The following is a 16,236-nucleotide window of genomic DNA, read 5'->3' as shown; positions in this document are numbered from 1 at the left end:
CGTTAAACCGCGGCAGCGCCGCCGACGATTTCCGAGATCTCTTGGGTGATCGCAGCCTGACGCGCCTTGTTGTAGATCAGCTGCAAATCGCTGATCAAATCACCGGCGTTGTCGGTAGCGTTCTTCATCGCGATCATCCGCGCAGCTTGTTCAGCCGCGTTGTTCTCGACCACCGCCTGGTAAACCTGCGACTCCACGTAGCGAACCATCAAGCCGTCAAGCAGCTCTTTGGCATCCGGTTCGTAGAGATAATCCCAGTGGTGCTTGAGTTCTTTATCCGGGGTCGCCACCAGTGGAATCAACTGCTCCACGGTAGGCTGTTGCGTCATGGTGTTGATGAACTTGTTGGACACAACGCTCAAACGGTCGATACGACCATCGAGGTAGGCATCCAGCATCACCTTGACGCTGCCAATCAGATCATTGATCGATGGCTCTTCACCCAGGTGGCTGATAGCTGCTACGACGTTACCGCCGAAGTTGCGGAAGAAAGCCGCACCCTTGCTACCAACTACACACAGATCGATCTCGACGCCGTTTTCACGGTTTTTCGCCATGTCCTTGACCAAGGCCTTGAACAGGTTGGTGTTCAAGCCACCACACAGACCACGGTCACTGCTCACTACAACATAACCAACACGCTTGATTTCACGGTCGATCATGAATGGGTGGCGATATTCCGGGTTAGCGTTGGCCAAATGACCAATAACCTGGCGGATGCGCTCCGCGTAAGGACGGCTAGCAGCCATGCGCATTTGTGCCTTGCGCATTTTGCTGACCGCCACTTTTTCCATGGCGCTGGTAATCTTTTGCGTGCTTTTGATGCTCGCAATCTTACTGCGAATCTCTTTTGCGCCTGCCATGTAACACCTATCAGGTTAGCAAGCGGGAGCCTTGCGGCTCCCGCTGCGGCTTACCAGGTTTGGGTGGCCTTGAACTTCTCGATACCGGCTTTCATGCCAGCGTCGATTTCGTCATTGAAGTCACCCTTCACGTTGATCTTCGCCATCAAATCGGCGTGATCGCGGTTGAAGAAAGCAATCAGCGCTTGTTCGAAGCTGCCGATCTTGGCGATTTCAATGTCAGTCAGGAACCCACGCTCAGCGGCATACAGCGACAGCGCCATGTCAGCGATCGACATTGGTGCGTATTGCTTCTGCTTCATCAGCTCGGTAACGCGCTGACCATGCTCAAGTTGCTTACGGGTCGCTTCGTCCAGGTCAGAAGCGAACTGGGCGAATGCCGCCAGTTCACGATACTGAGCCAGAGCGGTACGGATACCACCGGAGAGCTTCTTGATGATCTTGGTCTGAGCGGCACCACCCACACGGGATACCGAAACACCGGCGTTCACAGCAGGACGGATCCCGGAGTTGAACATGGCCGATTCCAGGAAGATCTGACCGTCGGTGATGGAAATCACGTTGGTCGGAACGAACGCGGAAACGTCGCCAGCCTGGGTTTCGATGATCGGCAGTGCGGTCAGGGAACCGGTTTTGCCGGTCACTGCGCCGTTGGTGAACTTCTCTACGTATTCTTCCGAAACGCGGGATGCGCGCTCCAGCAGACGGGAGTGGAGATAGAACACGTCGCCTGGGTAAGCTTCACGGCCTGGTGGACGGCGCAGCAGCAGGGAAATCTGGCGGTAAGCCACTGCTTGCTTGGACAGATCGTCATAAACGATCAGCGCGTCTTCACCGCGGTCGCGGAAGAATTCACCCATGGTGCAACCGGAGTACGGTGCCAGGAATTGCAGTGCTGCAGATTCCGAAGCGCTCGCTGCCACGACGATGGTGTTAGCCAGTGCGCCGTTTTCTTCCAGCTTGCGAACAACGTTGGCGATGGTCGATTGCTTCTGACCGATCGCTACGTAGACGCAGAAAATGCCGCTGTCTTTCTGGTTGATGATCGCGTCGATCGCCAGAGCGGTTTTACCGATCTGACGGTCACCGATGATCAGCTCACGCTGGCCACGGCCGACAGGAATCATGGCATCGACAGCCTTGTAGCCAGTCTGTACAGGCTGGTCTACCGACTTACGCCAGATCACGCCTGGAGCAACTTTCTCGACCGCGTCGGTCTCGGTGTTGCCCAGTGGACCTTTGCCGTCAACAGGGTTACCCAGTGCGTCGACTACGCGACCCAGCAGTTCCTTACCAACCGGAACTTCGAGGATGCGGCCAGTGCACTTGGCGCTCATGCCTTCAGCCAGAGACTGGTAGGAGCCCAATACAACGGCGCCTACAGAGTCTTGCTCAAGGTTGAGGGCCATACCGAAGACGCCGCCCGGAAACTCGATCATCTCGCCGTACATGACGTCGGCCAGACCGTGAATCCGCACGATACCGTCAGATACGCTGACGACTGTGCCTTCGTTACGGGCTTGGGAGGTCACATCGAGCTTGTCGATGCGGCCCTTGATAATTTCACTTATTTCGGAAGGATTGAGTTGCTGCATTGCTCTGCTGCCCCTTCAAACTCAAGATTTCAATGCTTCGGCAAGGCTCGCGAGTTTGCCGCGAACCGAGCCATCGATAACCAGGTCGCCGGCGCGGATGACAATGCCCCCAATAAGGGATTTGTCTTCCTCGACTTGCAGGCGCACTTCCCGGTTGAGTCGTGCACTGAGAACCTTGGCGAGTTTGTCTTGCTGTTCTTGGTTCAATGCAAAAGCACTGGTCACTTCAACGTCTACCGACTTCTCTTGTTCAGCCTTGTACAGGTCGAACAGAGCGGAAATCTCCGGCAAAAGCGGGAGACGGTCGTTTTCGGCAACGACGTGAATGAAATTCTGTGCCTTGGCATCGAACTTGTCGCCGCACACGTCAATAAACGTGGCGGCCTTGTCTGCGCTCGTCAGTCGCGGGGCCTTGAGCACGCGCTGCATGGTGTCGTCTTGCGACACTGCTGCAGCCAGGCCGAGCATGGCTGACCAAGAGGCCAGTTGCTGGTGGGCCTGGGCGTGCTCGAAGGCTGCCTTAGCGTAAGGTCGGGCCAACGTGGTCAATTCTGCCATGATCGCCCTCGCTTAAATTTCAGCAGCCAGTTTGTTTACCAGCTCCGCGTGCGCGTTTTGATCGATTGTGGCACCCAGGATCTTCTCGGCGCCGCCGACAGCCAGTGCACCCAATTGGGCACGCAGCGCGTCTTTGACACTGTTCAGTTCCTGTTCGATCTCGGCCTGAGCCTGAACCTTCACACGGTCAGCGTCGATACGGGCCTTTTCAACGGCCTCTTCAACAATCTGGTTACCGCGTTTCTTGGCTTGCTCAATGATTTCAGCTGCCTGAGCCTTAGCTTCGCGCAGTTGCTGACCCGCTTTATCTTGGGCCAGCTCCAGGTCGCGAGCTGCTCGGGCGGCAGCGTCCAGTCCATCCGCGATCTTCTTCTGACGTTCGTGCAAAGCCGCGATGACCGGAGGCCACACGAACTTCATGCAAAACAGTACAAAAATGAAGAACGCAACGGACTGGCCAATCAGGGTTGCATTAATGTTCACGCCAACACCTCGCTCGTTCGTTGCACATCAAACCAATCACTCGAAGGTTCGAGTGATTAGCCAGCGAGTTGACCAACGAATGGGTTCGCGAAGGTGAAGAACAGAGCGATACCAACACCGATCATGGTTACGGCGTCGAGCAGACCGGCAACGATGAACATTTTGACTTGCAGCATTGGAACCATTTCTGGTTGACGCGCTGCGCCTTCCAGGAACTTGCCGCCCAACAGGCCGAAACCAATTGCGGTACCCAGTGCGCCCAGGCCGATCAACAGTGCAACAGCGATAGCGGTTAGACCAACTACAGTTTCCATCTTTCCTCCCGACTTTTACGTCGTATGGTTTAGGTTTTTTAGATTTTAAAGCGGTAAAACAAATCGTTTCATAAGCCCTGTTCGGGCACCCACTCGTTTGACCGAGTGGGACATCAGACTAGTCGAGACTGGTCTTAATGGTTCTCTTCGTGCGCCATCGACAAGTAAACGATGGTCAGCATCATGAAGATAAACGCCTGCAGGGTGATGATCAGGATGTGGAACACAGCCCACGCCCACTGCAGAACTACGCCCAGGCCGCTAAGCCAGAGCAGACCGCTGCCGAACATCACAGCAATCAGAATGAAGACCAGCTCGCCGGCATACATGTTGCCGAACAGACGCAGTGCCAGAGAGATTGGCTTGGCGATCAGGGTGACGAATTCCAGCAGGAAGTTCACCGGGATCAACAGCGCTTGCAGGAAAATGTTCTTGCTGCCGAAAGGATGCAGGGTCAGTTCGCCGATGAAGCCGCCGATGCCCTTGACCTTGATGCTGTAGAAAATGATCAACGCGAACACCGACAGGGCCATGCCCAGGGTAGCGTTCGGGTCAGTGGTCGATACGGCACGGAATGGAATGTGCGCATCGCCAGTAATCAGGATGGCCAGCTGAGGAATCCAGTCGACCGGGATCAGGTCGACGGCGTTCATCAGGAAGACCCAGACGAAGATGGTCAGTGCCAGCGGTGCAATCACCGGGCTACGGCCATGGAAGCTGTCTTTCACGCTGCCATCGACGAATTCGACCAATACTTCAACGAAGTTCTGCAAAGCACCTGGTTGACCGGAAGTCGCCTTCTTTGCCGCCATGCGGAAAATCAGAACGAAGATCAGACCCAACGCGACCGACCAGCCGAGGGTATCGACATGGAAAGCCCAGAAGCCCATTTCCTTGGCCTCTGCTGCGGTGTGGGCAAAGCCCCAGCCGCCGGTAGGATGCTGACCGAAGGTCAGGTTCTGCAAGTGGTGCTGGATATAGCCCGAAGCGGTTGTCTCTGCCATGGTTGCCTCAAACGCCCTAAGGTCTCGAAAGTCTTGTTCTCATCAGCAGGGGCGCGAACCAGCTGACCAGTTGGGTCAACACGAAGACGCCGAATACAGCTAACGGCGCCAATGGCTTCACACCTGCAAACGTCAATGCAAAGAGCACTGCCGTCAGAATTAATTTGCCCGCCTCGCCGGCATAAAAAGACCGGACGATGGCTTGAGCTGCTCGGGCGCCGGAAAACCGAAATGCCCTGTGAGCGAAATAAACATTGGGTAACAAGGCTATCAGGCCTCCGCAGAGTCCTGAGTACCCGGCAACGACTCCGTACCATTGCCACAACGCCAAAGCGGCGATGAGCAAAACGATAAATTGAGCCATTAACACCGGAAAAACTGCCAGGCGATGGAACGGCAAGCGGTTTGGCGTGCGGGTTTCCATCACTTTTACTCCCCAATGGTCGGCTGCCAGAATTCAATAACTTGGCATAATTTGTGCCGACAAAATGCGCGCAGAGTATAGGGGCGGTTCAGCCCCTATTCAACTGTCAGGTAGTGATTTCCGACTGCGCGCTACATGAGGAAATGTTTCAGCGGATGTGTGCAAGCACGCCTTGAAGCTCGTCGAGAGAGTTGTAGCCAATCACCAACTGCCCTTTGCCCTTCTTTCCGTGGCGGATCTGCACCGCAGAGCCTAGGCGCTCGGCCAGGCGCTGCTCGAGTCGGGCGATATCCGGGTCTGGTTTTGCAGCTTCCACCGGCTCCGGTTTGCCACTCAGCCACTGGCGAACCAGTGCCTCAGTCTGGCGCACGGTCAGTCCGCGTGCGACAACGTGTCGCGCCCCCTCAACCTGCTGATTCTCCGGCAGACCCAGTAAAGCACGTGCGTGGCCCATTTCAAGGTCGCCGTGGGAAAGCATGGTCTTGATGACTTCCGGCAACGCGATCAAACGCAACAAATTGGCGACGGTAACGCGGGACTTACCCACAGCCTCGGCGACCTGTTGCTGGGTCAACTGGAATTCCTGCTGCAAACGCTGCAGGGCTACCGCTTCCTCGATCGGATTGAGGTCTTCGCGCTGAATGTTCTCGATCAGCGCCATGGCGATGGCGGTTTCATCCGGCACATCGCGAACCATCGCCGGGATGGTTTCCTGGCCAGCCTGCTGGCTGGCACGCCAGCGGCGTTCGCCGGCGATGATTTCGAAGCGGCCGTTGCCAATCGGGCGAACCACGATCGGCTGCATCACGCCCTGGGCCTTGATCGACTGCGCCAGTTCTTCGAGCGCCTGGGGGTCCATGTCCCGACGCGGCTGGTACTTGCCACGCTGGATCAGGTCCAGGGGCAGGTGTTGCAGCTCACGCTGATCGGCTTGTACCGCTTGCTCTTCGAGCGAGCTGACAGTCGGACCACTCAGCAGTGCATCCAGTCCACGTCCGAGACCTCGTTTCTTGACGGCCATGGGGATTCCTTAAGTTGCCTGGGCGGCGGCGGTGCGTGAGTTTTTGCGCTGACGGCGAACCAGTTCGCCAGCCAATGCCAGGTAGGCGATGGCGCCACGCGATGATTTGTCGTACGCCAGCGCCGGCATGCCATAGCTTGGCGCTTCGGCCAGGCGGATGTTGCGTGGAATCACGGTGTCGTAGAGCTGCTCGCCAAAGTGTTCCTTGAGCTGGGCCGAGACATCGTTCATCAGGCTCAGGCGCGGGTCATACATGGTCCGCAACAGGCCTTCGACTTTCAGGTTCGGGTTCAGCAGTTCGGCGATGCGCTTGATGTTATCCACAAGGTCGCTCAAACCTTCGAGCGCGAAGTACTCGCACTGCATGGGGATAATTACCCCATCGGCTGCCACCAACGCGTTCAGAGTCAACATCGACAGCGACGGCGGGCAGTCGATCAAAATGTAATCGTAGTTTTCACGGATCGGCGCCAACGCGCTGCGCAGACGACTTTCCTTCATCTGCATTTCCAGCAGCACCACTTCGGCCGCCGTCAAATCGCGGTTGGCCGGCAACAGCTGGTAACCACCGTGTTCGGAGTAGTGCATGGCCTGGGCCAGGTCGCACTCACCGATCAACAGGTCGTAGACCGAGTTTTCCAGGCCGTGTTTATCCACACCGCTACCCATGGTGGCGTTGCCCTGTGGATCGAGATCGATCAACAACACCCGGCGCTTGGTAGCGACCAGGGAAGCTGCGAGGTTGATGCAGGTGGTGGTCTTGCCCACACCACCCTTTTGGTTCGCTATCGCGAATACCTTAGCCATTCTTGCTTGTGTTCCCAATCATGCCGTGCGGCGCAGTATCAGCAGATGGCGTTGGCCTTGGCAACCGGGTACGGCCAGGGCGTGTTCGCTATCGAGGTGGAAGTCTGCCGGCAATGCTACCAGCTCATCGGCGGGATGAACGCCCTTCATTGCCAGCCAGCGTGTATCGCGGTCGCCGAGGTGGCGAGTCCAGTTGCTGAAATTTTCCATGCTGCTGAACGCCCGGGAGATGATCCCGTTGAACGGCTGTTCTGGCTGGAAACTTTCAACGCGACTGTGGATAACTTGCAGGTTATCCAGTTTGAGTTCGAGTTTGACCTGGGTCAGGAAGCGGGTTTTCTTGCCGTTGCTGTCCAGGCAGGTTACCTGGGACTCTGGAAACAGGATGGCCAGCGGAATACCCGGCATGCCGCCGCCGCTGCCAACGTCCAACCAGCGACCGTTTTCCACAAACGACATCACACTCAGACTGTCGAGCAAGTGACGGGAGACCATTTCGTCCGGATCGCGCACGGCGGTCAGGTTGTAGGCCTTGTTCCATTTGATCAACAGGGCCAGATAACCCAGCAGCAACGCGTGCTGGGTTTCTGTCAGTGTGACACCGAGCTGGCGAGCACCTGTGGATAACTCTTCTGCATGTTGCGAGGTGACCAACGAACTCAAGCGCTTTGCTCCAACTGACGGCCCGCGCCGCGTTTTTTCAAATGAATCATCAACAGCGAAATGGCTGCCGGGGTCACGCCCGGGATACGCGACGCCTGGCCCAATGTCTCCGGACGGGTCGCACCGAGCTTGCTCTGGATCTCTTTTGAGAGACCGGAGATGTTCGTGTAATCGATATCCACCGGCAGTTTGGTATTTTCGCTGGCCCGCAGACGAACGATTTCATCCTGCTGGCGATCGATGTAGCCGGCGTACTTGGTCTTGATTTCGACCTGTTCGGCGACCTGTGGGTCTTCTGCGCCACCGCCCGTCACGGCGATCAGACCAGCGTAGTCGATTTCCGGACGGCTTAGCAGATTGAGCAAGTTGTATTCGTGGGTTAGCGGTGTACCGAACTTCTCGGAAATCGCATCGCCTTGCTCGGTGCCCGGGCGAACCCAGGTACTTTTCAGGCGCTGCTCTTCGAGATCGATGCTTTCGCGTTTCTTGCAGAACGCTGCCCAACGGGCGTCATCCACCAGACCCAGTTCGCGGCCTTTTTCGGTCAAACGCAAGTCAGCGTTGTCTTCGCGCAGGATCAGCCGGTATTCGGCCCGGGACGTGAACATCCGGTACGGTTCCTGGGTACCCAGGGTAATCAGGTCATCGACCAACACCCCGATGTACGCCTCATCGCGACGCGGACACCAGGCATCTTTGCCCTGAGCACGCAGCGCAGCGTTGGCTCCGGCCAGCAAACCCTGGGCGCCGGCTTCTTCGTAACCGGTGGTGCCGTTGATTTGTCCGGCGAAGAACAGGCCGCCAATCACTTTGGTTTCCAGGCTGTACTTCAGGTCACGCGGATCGAAATAATCGTATTCGATGGCGTAGCCCGGACGAACGATGTGCGCGTTTTCCATGCCACGGATCGATTGCACGATCTGCAATTGCACGTCGAACGGCAAGCTTGTGGATATCCCGTTCGGGTACAGCTCGTGTGTGGTCAAGCCTTCCGGTTCGATGAAGACCTGATGGCTTTCCTTATCGGCAAAGCGGTGGATCTTGTCTTCGATCGACGGGCAATAACGCGGGCCGATGCCTTCGATCAGCCCGGCATCGGAATACATCGGCGAACGGTCGAGGTTCGCGGCAATGATTTCGTGGGTGCGGGCGTTGGTGTGGGTAATCCAGCAACTGACCTGTTTCGGGTGCTGCTCTTTGGACCCCATGAACGACATCACCGGGATCGGCGTGTCGCCGGCTTGCTCGGTCATCACCGAGAAATCCACGGAACGACCGTCGATGCGCGGTGGCGTACCGGTTTTCAAGCGACCGACACGCAGTGGCAATTCACGCAAACGGTGAGCCAGGGCAATCGATGGCGGATCACCGGCGCGACCGCCGGAATAATTCTGCATCCCGATGTGGATAAGTCCACCGAGGAAGGTGCCCGTGGTCAACACCACGGAATCGGCGAAGAAACGCAGACCCATTTGGGTGACAACACCACGCACGGTTTCCTGTTCGACGATCAGGTCATCGGCGGCTTGTTGAAATATCCACAGGTTCGGCTGGTTTTCCAGGGCTTCACGGACAGCGGCCTTGTACAGAACCCGATCGGCTTGAGCACGAGTGGCTCGCACGGCCGGGCCTTTGCGGCTGTTCAACACGCGAAACTGAATACCACCCTTGTCGGTAGCCATGGCCATCGCGCCGCCGAGGGCATCGATTTCCTTGACCAGGTGGCTCTTGCCAATCCCGCCAATGGCAGGGTTGCAACTCATGGCACCGAGGGTTTCCACGTTATGCGTCAGCAACAGGGTTTTTGCCCCCATACGTGCTGACGCCAGTGCTGCCTCGGTACCGGCATGACCGCCGCCGATGACGATCACTTCAAAACGGGAAGGGAAATCCACCACGCACCTCGTGCCTGCTTCAGTTAGGTAATCCGGAATAGGTTGGTCTCAGGTTTTTGGACCTGGTCGGCAAGTATAGGGACTTCGCCCTTCCTAAAGAACCCTTTGCACAAAATTTAACCAGCTGTGGAGAAGTCGGGGTTATAGAAATTAAAAAGAGAGAAATTTATTAAATCTTTGTTTTTATGTTTATTTCTACTGAGCACCATTTCTGTGGATAGATCTCTACGGCCCTTTATATTCAATGTGTACAGAGATTCAAAACCCTGTGGTCATGTGCCAAGGAGGCCCTTGGATAACCGGTGTAAGCCTGTGGATGAAAGGGGTGGTTATCCACAGAGGGGTTTATCTTCAGTTTTCAGGCCCTGTTATCAACTGCCCTTAGTGGCAGTTATTCACAGGGCTTAATCCACAGAAAAGCTTCAAATGAGCGAATCCCGGGCACGGGAAAACCGCTCAAGCAAAAAGAATCTGCTCGGCACTTGGGGAAGTTTTCAGAAAAGGAGGGAACAGACAGGCACGAATGGCCTGTCTGGGAACATCGAAGGGACTATTTACCGATGCAGAAGCTGGAAAAGATGCGTCCCAACAAGTCATCGGAGCTGAAGGCGCCGGTGATTTCGCCTAAAGAGTGCTGCGCCTGACGCAGATCTTCAGCCAATAGCTCACCAGCACCTGCCAACGTCAGCTGTGCACGACCATGCTCGAGGGAGGCACTGGCATGGCGCAGCGCCTCCAGGTGACGTCGGCGTGCGCTGAAGCTGCTTTCCGAGGTCTGCTCGTAGCCCATGCAGGTCTTGAGGTGTTCACGCAGCAACTCAAGGCCCTCGCCTGCTGACTTGGCACTCAGGCTGATGGTGACATGACCATCTTCGCTGACTTCCAGGGCAATCGCCTCACCCGTCAAGTCTGCCTTGTTACGGATTAGCGTGACTTTGGCCGGGTCGGGACGGGTTTCGAGGAATTCCGGCCACAAGGCGAACGGATCAAGGGCTTCCGGGGCGGTGGCATCGACCACCAACAACACCCGATCCGCTTCGCCGATGGCTTTCAGCGCCCGTTCTACCCCGATTTTTTCCACCTGGTCATCGGTATCACGCAGGCCTGCAGTGTCGACCACATGCAACGGCATGCCGTCGATGTGGATATGTTCACGAAGAATGTCCCGGGTGGTGCCGGCGATCTCGGTAACGATCGCCGCTTCACGACCGGCCAAGGCATTCAGCAGGCTGGATTTGCCGGCGTTCGGCCGTCCTGCGATAACGACGTTCATGCCGTCCCGCAACAAGGCACCCTGCCCGGCTTCGCGAAGCACTGTGGATAATTCATCGCGGACTTTGTCGAGCATGCTCAGGACGTGGCCATCGGCGAGGAAGTCGATTTCTTCTTCCGGGAAGTCGATGGCGGCCTCAACGTAGATCCGCAGGCCGATCAATTGCTCGGTGAGGTTATGCACACGCTGGGAAAACGCGCCTTGCAAGGAACGTAGGGCATTTCGCGCAGCCTGTGCAGAACTGGCTTCGATCAGATCGGCAATCGCCTCGGCCTGGGCCAGGTCGAGTTTGTCGTTGAGGAAGGCGCGTTCGCTGAATTCACCTGGCCGTGCCAGTCGGCAGCCCAGTTCCAGGCAGCGCTTGAGCAGCATATCCAGCACGATTGGACCGCCGTGACCCTGGAGTTCCAGCACGTCTTCGCCGGTAAACGAGTTCGGACCGGGAAAATACAGGGCGATGCCTTCGTCCAGCACCTCTTCGTTTTCACTTAGGAACGGGCCGTAATGGGCATACCGCGGTTTCAGTTCGCGGCCGCTGATGGCTTTGGCCGCCGCACTCGCCAGCGGCCCGGAAATACGGACGATGCCCACACCGCCGCGACCTTGAGCGGTGGCGACGGCAGTGATGGTTTCACGAGGAACGCTCATAAACCGGTATCCAGACAAAAGTGACAGATAGCAAAACGCCCCACTAGGGGGCGTTTTGAGTGGTTATCCACAGAGTAAGTTACGCAGCGGCGTTTTTGGTAGCAGCTTCGATCTTACGGGTGATGTACCACTGTTGGCTGATGGACAGGACGTTGTTGACCACCCAGTACAGCACCAGACCAGCCGGGAACCACAGGAAGAAGAAGGTGAAGATGATTGGCATCAGCTTCATCACCTTGGCCTGCATCGGATCCGGAGGTGTTGGGTTCAACCGCTGCTGGATAAACATGGTTGCACCCATGATGATCGGCAGAATGAAGAACGGGTCCTTGATCGACAGGTCAGTAATCCACAGCATGAACGGCGCTTGGCGCATTTCCACGCTTTCCAGCAGAACCCAGTACAGCGAAAGGAAAACCGGCATCTGCACCAGGATCGGCAAGCAGCCGCCCAGTGGATTGATCTTCTCTTTCTTGTACAGCTCCATCATGGCTTGAGACATTTTCTGCCGGTCGTCGCCATGTTGCTCTTTCAGCGCAGCCAGTTTCGGTGCCACTGCACGCATGCGCGCCATGGATTTGTAGCTGGCAGCCGACAGAGGGAAGAAAAGCCCTTTGATCAGCATGGTCAGGAAGATGATCGACCAGCCCCAGTTACCAACAATGGCGTGGATGTGTTGCAGCAGCCAGAAGATTGGCTGGGCAATGAACCACAGAATGCCGTAGTCGACGGTCAATTCCAGACCTGGGGACAACTCTTTCAGCACAGCCTGGCTTTTCGGGCCGGCGTACAGAACAGCGCTGATTTCACCCTTGGCACCTGGCGCAACGGTCACTGCCGGAGCGGTGTAACCGATGATGTAGTTGCCTTTGCTGTCTTTACGGGTCTGGACGACATTGTTTTCGCCCTTCGCCGGGATCCACGCGGTCACGAAGTAGTGTTGCAACCAGGCAACCCAACCACCGTTAACGGTTTCTTTCAGCTGAGCCTTGTCCATGTCCTTCATCGACACTTTCTTGTACGGCTCGTTGCTTGTCCACAGGGCGGCGCCCAGGTAAGTCGCGGTGCCGGTGGCAGTGCTGGAAGAAGGATCGGAGCTGGCATCACGCTTCAGTTGGGCGAACATCGCACCCGACCAAGGCTTGGCGCTTGCATTGTCGATCAAGTAGGAAACGGTTACGTCGTACAGGCCACGTTTCACGGTGAAACGCTTGATGTAGTTGACGCCGTCCTTGCTGAACTTCAGATCGACTACCAGTTGGTTGTCGTCCTTGCCCAGTTGATAAATCTTCTTCTCCGAGGAGTAGACCGGACGACCGGTTGGACTACCGTCCGGACCGTCGGTGCCGATCAAACCGCTCTGGGCCAGATAAGTCCGCTCGTTGCCGTTATCGAACAACTGGAATGGAATTTCCGGATGGTCCTGGCGACGTGGATACAGCGGCAACGTCAGCTGGGCAACATCACCACCTTGTGGATCGATGGCCAGGTTGAGCACATCCGTTTTGATCTGGATGAGGTCTTTGCTTACAGCTACTGGCGTTTCAGCAGGTGCAGTGGCACTGGTATCGCTTGCGGCGCGGGGAATGTCGTCACTGACAGAAGCATTATTGCCAGTCGCCGTGTCCGGTAGGCCCGGTGCGGTAGTACTGGAAGCAACATTCTGAGTCGGCAGGGCAGCCTGGCCATAGTCCTGGTTCCATTTAAGAACCATAACGTAGGACACGATTGCCAGGGCGACGATCAGGATCGTGCGTTTGATATCCATGATTACTCGGCCATCGAAGAAGAACGGGAGGTAGGGATAGGCGGAACCGGGTCATAACCACCGGGATTCCACGGATGACAGCGACCTAAACGACGAAAGGCCAGCCAGCCACCGCGCAGAAGGCCATGATTTTCTATGGCTTCATACGCGTAGCAGGAACAACTGGGGTAGAAACGACAGTGACTGGCCATCAGAGGACTAATGGCATAGCGATAAAACTGGATCGGAACGAGTGCCAGTTTACGCATCGGTACTGTCTACCCCTACAGTTTCGGTTTTGACTGCTGGTACCGGCGTGCTGCGTGCCAGACGCTTCCAGAGTTTGCCGAAATGCTGAATCAATTCGGGGTTTTCTACGTCGCCCAAACCTTTGCGCGCGACGATAACAATGTCCCAGCCGACCAGTGAATCCTGGTGCAGGCGAAACGATTCGCGCATCAGACGTTTGAGGCGGTTGCGCTCGACGGAGAGCTTTACGCTCTTTTTCCCGATAACCAGCCCGAGACGGGGGTGATCAAGATCGTTGTTGCGCGCAAGGAGCAGGAGATTTTTCCCCGGAACCTTGCCGGTAGGGGAGTCAAAGACTGCCTTGAAATGCCGGGGGGTAAGCAAACGCTTTTCCCGACTGAAGTCCTGACTCACCTCCAGTGCCGGATTATCAAACTGCCAGACGCGCACGACCTTTGGCGCGACGACGCGACAGGACGGCACGACCGTTTTTGGTTGCCATGCGAGCACGGAAACCGTGAGTACGAGCGCGTTTGATAGTGCTTGGTTGGAAAGTACGTTTCATTGTCGTGTTACCTGGTTCGTCCACAACGGGCCGGAATGGCCCCCGTTTTAAGAGACCGGGGATTCTAGAGAAAGCAAGCCTCTAGGTCAATTTCCAACCAGCGTTTCCTTATAAATAGATCTCCAGAGGTTTTCTCGCTCGACGGTCCTTGGCTAGATATAGAAATAAAGAAGGGAATTATTTAAAGCTTTTCTGTAAAGCTTATAAAAGCTAGGGAGGCCATCTGCTGTGGATAACTGCCTTAAGCCCTTCTAACCCGTGATGTACAGAGAATGACAACTACGGTGGAAAACGGTGGTCAGCCTGTGCTGCGCTGTCGGATAAGCTGTGTGTGGAATGGTCAGTTATCCACAGGCCAGTTATCCACCGAGTTTACCCCCCACTTGTCCAATGCCCTCATGGGCGGTTATCCACAGAGCTTATGCACATACCGCTGGTCGCCTTTTCAGTGGTTAACGCATTGATAATTCATGGCCTGTGCGCAACCTGCATGTGGATAAGTGGGCGTCTGGCCGCTACAATGGCCGCTTGTTTTTGCCTCACCGGCTTTCAACTTAGGGGATATCCGTGTCAGTGGAACTTTGGCAGCAGTGCGTGGAGCTTTTGCGCGATGAGCTGCCTGCCCAACAATTCAACACTTGGATCCGTCCACTACAGGTCGAAGCCGAAGGCGACGAGTTGCGTGTTTACGCACCGAATCGTTTTGTTCTCGACTGGGTTAACGAAAAGTACCTGGGCCGCGTCCTCGAACTGCTGGATGAGCATGGCAATGGCATGGCGCCGGCGCTTTCCTTATTAATAGGCAGCAAACGCAGTTCGGCACCGCGTGCGGCACCCAATGCTCCGCTGGCCGCGGCAGCGTCCCAGGCTCAGGCTGCTCAAGTACCAGCCAGCGCACCAGCACCGGCCCCGGTCGCTACCCAGACCAAACGCGCAACCCAAAAGATTGCCGACGTCAGTGAAGAGCCGTCCCGCGACAGCTTCGACCCAATGGCCGGCGCCAGTTCGCAACAGGCCCCGGTCCGTGCAGAACAGCGCACCGTGCAGGTCGAAGGCGCGCTCAAGCACACTAGCTACCTGAACCGTACCTTCACCTTCGAGAACTTCGTCGAAGGTAAGTCCAACCAGCTGGCCCGGGCTGCGGCCTGGCAAGTGGCGGACAACCCGAAGCACGGTTACAACCCGCTCTTCCTTTATGGTGGCGTCGGCTTGGGTAAGACCCACTTGATGCACGCTGTGGGTAACCACCTATTAAAGAAGAACCCGAATGCCAAGGTCGTGTACCTGCATTCCGAGCGTTTCGTGGCCGACATGGTCAAGGCGCTGCAACTGAATGCCATCAATGAGTTCAAGCGCTTCTACCGTTCGGTGGACGCCCTGTTGATCGATGACATTCAGTTCTTCGCCCGCAAGGAACGTTCCCAGGAAGAGTTTTTCCACACCTTCAACGCCCTGCTTGAAGGTGGCCAGCAGGTCATTCTCACCAGTGACCGCTACCCGAAAGAAATCGAAGGCCTCGAAGAGCGTCTCAAGTCCCGCTTCGGCTGGGGCCTGACGGTGGCCGTCGAGCCGCCGGAGCTGGAAACCCGCGTGGCGATCCTGATGAAAAAGGCCGATCAGGCCAAAGTCGATCTGCCACACGATGCGGCGTTCTTCATCGCCCAGCGTATTCGCTCCAACGTCCGCGAACTGGAAGGCGCGCTTAAGCGCGTGATCGCCCACTCGCACTTCATGGGCCGCGACATCACCATCGAGCTGATTCGCGAATCCTTGAAAGACTTGTTGGCGCTGCAAGACAAACTGGTCTCTGTGGATAACATTCAGCGCACCGTCGCCGAGTACTACAAGATCAAGATTTCCGACTTGCTGTCCAAGCGTCGTTCACGCTCGGTCGCCCGTCCGCGTCAGGTTGCAATGGCCCTCTCCAAAGAGTTGACTAACCACAGCCTGCCGGAAATCGGCGATGTGTTTGGCGGCCGCGACCATACGACTGTTTTGCACGCCTGCCGCAAGATCAACGAACTTAAGGAATCCGACGCGGACATCCGCGAGGACTACAAGAACCTGCTGCGTACACTGACCACTTGATGAACACCAGCGCAGCTTATTAAGGCAAGGGACTAGACC

At 56.5% G+C, this 16,236-nt stretch carries 17 protein-coding genes; 1 reads left to right on the top strand and 16 read right to left on the bottom strand.

Annotation, left to right across the window (positions count from 1 at the left end; all coding sequences use genetic code 11):
* Window positions 1–2: 2 nt before the first annotated feature.
* The 16 genes from atpG to rpmH all read right to left on the bottom strand — a co-directional run bounded on the left by atpG (window position 3) and on the right by rpmH (window position 14,109).
* Window positions 3–863, bottom strand: a complete 861-nt coding sequence (gene atpG / locus HKK53_RS20560; RefSeq protein WP_123515499.1) for a F0F1 ATP synthase subunit gamma — start codon at window positions 861–863, stop codon at window positions 3–5.
* A gap of 50 nt (window positions 864–913) precedes the next feature.
* Window positions 914–2,458, bottom strand: coding sequence for a F0F1 ATP synthase subunit alpha (gene atpA, locus HKK53_RS20555; RefSeq protein ID WP_121732610.1), 1,545 nt, complete (start codon window positions 2,456–2,458; stop codon window positions 914–916).
* A 21-nt stretch (window positions 2,459–2,479) separates the two neighbouring features.
* Window positions 2,480–3,016 carry a F0F1 ATP synthase subunit delta gene (locus HKK53_RS20550; protein WP_059403768.1) on the bottom strand — a complete coding sequence of 179 codons (537 nt, stop codon included), beginning with the start codon at window positions 3,014–3,016 and terminating at the stop codon, window positions 2,480–2,482.
* Window positions 3,017–3,028: 12 nt separating this feature from the next.
* Window positions 3,029–3,499: a F0F1 ATP synthase subunit B gene (locus tag HKK53_RS20545; protein WP_008027535.1), complete on the bottom strand. Its 471-nt coding sequence runs from the start codon at window positions 3,497–3,499 to the stop codon at window positions 3,029–3,031.
* 56 nt (window positions 3,500–3,555) lie between these two features.
* Window positions 3,556–3,813, bottom strand: coding sequence for a F0F1 ATP synthase subunit C (atpE, locus tag HKK53_RS20540; protein ID WP_002555987.1), 258 nt, complete (start codon window positions 3,811–3,813; stop codon window positions 3,556–3,558).
* Between the two features lie 134 nt (window positions 3,814–3,947).
* Window positions 3,948–4,817 (bottom strand): F0F1 ATP synthase subunit A, encoded by an 870-nt coding sequence (atpB, locus tag HKK53_RS20535; RefSeq protein WP_169372340.1) that lies wholly within the window; start codon window positions 4,815–4,817, stop codon window positions 3,948–3,950.
* Between the two features lie 16 nt (window positions 4,818–4,833).
* On the bottom strand, window positions 4,834–5,241 hold the full coding sequence (locus HKK53_RS20530) for a F0F1 ATP synthase subunit I (RefSeq protein ID WP_054048155.1): 408 nt from the start codon (window positions 5,239–5,241) through the stop codon (window positions 4,834–4,836).
* A 148-nt stretch (window positions 5,242–5,389) separates the two neighbouring features.
* Window positions 5,390–6,262, bottom strand: coding sequence for a ParB/RepB/Spo0J family partition protein (locus HKK53_RS20525; RefSeq protein WP_123408557.1), 873 nt, complete (start codon window positions 6,260–6,262; stop codon window positions 5,390–5,392).
* A 9-nt stretch (window positions 6,263–6,271) separates the two neighbouring features.
* On the bottom strand, window positions 6,272–7,069 hold the full coding sequence (locus HKK53_RS20520) for a ParA family protein (RefSeq protein WP_092275719.1): 798 nt from the start codon (window positions 7,067–7,069) through the stop codon (window positions 6,272–6,274).
* Between the two features lie 18 nt (window positions 7,070–7,087).
* Window positions 7,088–7,732, bottom strand: coding sequence for a 16S rRNA (guanine(527)-N(7))-methyltransferase RsmG (rsmG, locus tag HKK53_RS20515; RefSeq protein ID WP_123515490.1), 645 nt, complete (start codon window positions 7,730–7,732; stop codon window positions 7,088–7,090).
* Window positions 7,729–9,627 (bottom strand): tRNA uridine-5-carboxymethylaminomethyl(34) synthesis enzyme MnmG, encoded by a 1,899-nt coding sequence (mnmG, locus tag HKK53_RS20510; RefSeq protein WP_169372339.1) that lies wholly within the window; start codon window positions 9,625–9,627, stop codon window positions 7,729–7,731. The genes rsmG and mnmG overlap by 4 nt, the downstream gene beginning before the upstream one ends.
* A gap of 550 nt (window positions 9,628–10,177) precedes the next feature.
* Complete coding sequence (mnmE, locus tag HKK53_RS20505) at window positions 10,178–11,548, bottom strand: tRNA uridine-5-carboxymethylaminomethyl(34) synthesis GTPase MnmE (RefSeq protein WP_169372338.1); 1,371 nt, start codon at window positions 11,546–11,548, stop codon at window positions 10,178–10,180.
* Between the two features lie 79 nt (window positions 11,549–11,627).
* The gene (yidC, locus tag HKK53_RS20500; protein ID WP_169372337.1) at window positions 11,628–13,316 is read right to left on the bottom strand and encodes a membrane protein insertase YidC; all 1,689 of its coding nucleotides are present in this window, start codon (window positions 13,314–13,316) and stop codon (window positions 11,628–11,630) included.
* A 2-nt stretch (window positions 13,317–13,318) separates the two neighbouring features.
* Window positions 13,319–13,564 (bottom strand): membrane protein insertion efficiency factor YidD, encoded by a 246-nt coding sequence (gene yidD, locus HKK53_RS20495; protein WP_080761984.1) that lies wholly within the window; start codon window positions 13,562–13,564, stop codon window positions 13,319–13,321.
* Window positions 13,557–13,958: a ribonuclease P protein component gene (gene rnpA / locus HKK53_RS20490; protein ID WP_202027651.1), complete on the bottom strand. Its 402-nt coding sequence runs from the start codon at window positions 13,956–13,958 to the stop codon at window positions 13,557–13,559. The genes yidD and rnpA overlap by 8 nt, the downstream gene beginning before the upstream one ends.
* A 16-nt stretch (window positions 13,959–13,974) precedes the next feature.
* Window positions 13,975–14,109, bottom strand: coding sequence for a 50S ribosomal protein L34 (rpmH, locus tag HKK53_RS20485; protein WP_003213577.1), 135 nt, complete (start codon window positions 14,107–14,109; stop codon window positions 13,975–13,977).
* Window positions 14,110–14,676: 567 nt separating this feature from the next.
* Between rpmH and dnaA the strand changes: the two genes are divergently transcribed.
* Window positions 14,677–16,197 (top strand): chromosomal replication initiator protein DnaA, encoded by a 1,521-nt coding sequence (dnaA, locus tag HKK53_RS20480; RefSeq protein ID WP_169372335.1) that lies wholly within the window; start codon window positions 14,677–14,679, stop codon window positions 16,195–16,197.
* The last annotated feature ends 39 nt before the right edge of the window (window positions 16,198–16,236 follow it).

The sequence above is a fragment of the Pseudomonas sp. ADAK7 genome (assembly GCF_012935675.1).
Lineage (GTDB): Bacteria > Pseudomonadota > Gammaproteobacteria > Pseudomonadales > Pseudomonadaceae > Aquipseudomonas.
This window is presented reverse-complemented; position numbering and strand designations above follow the sequence as displayed.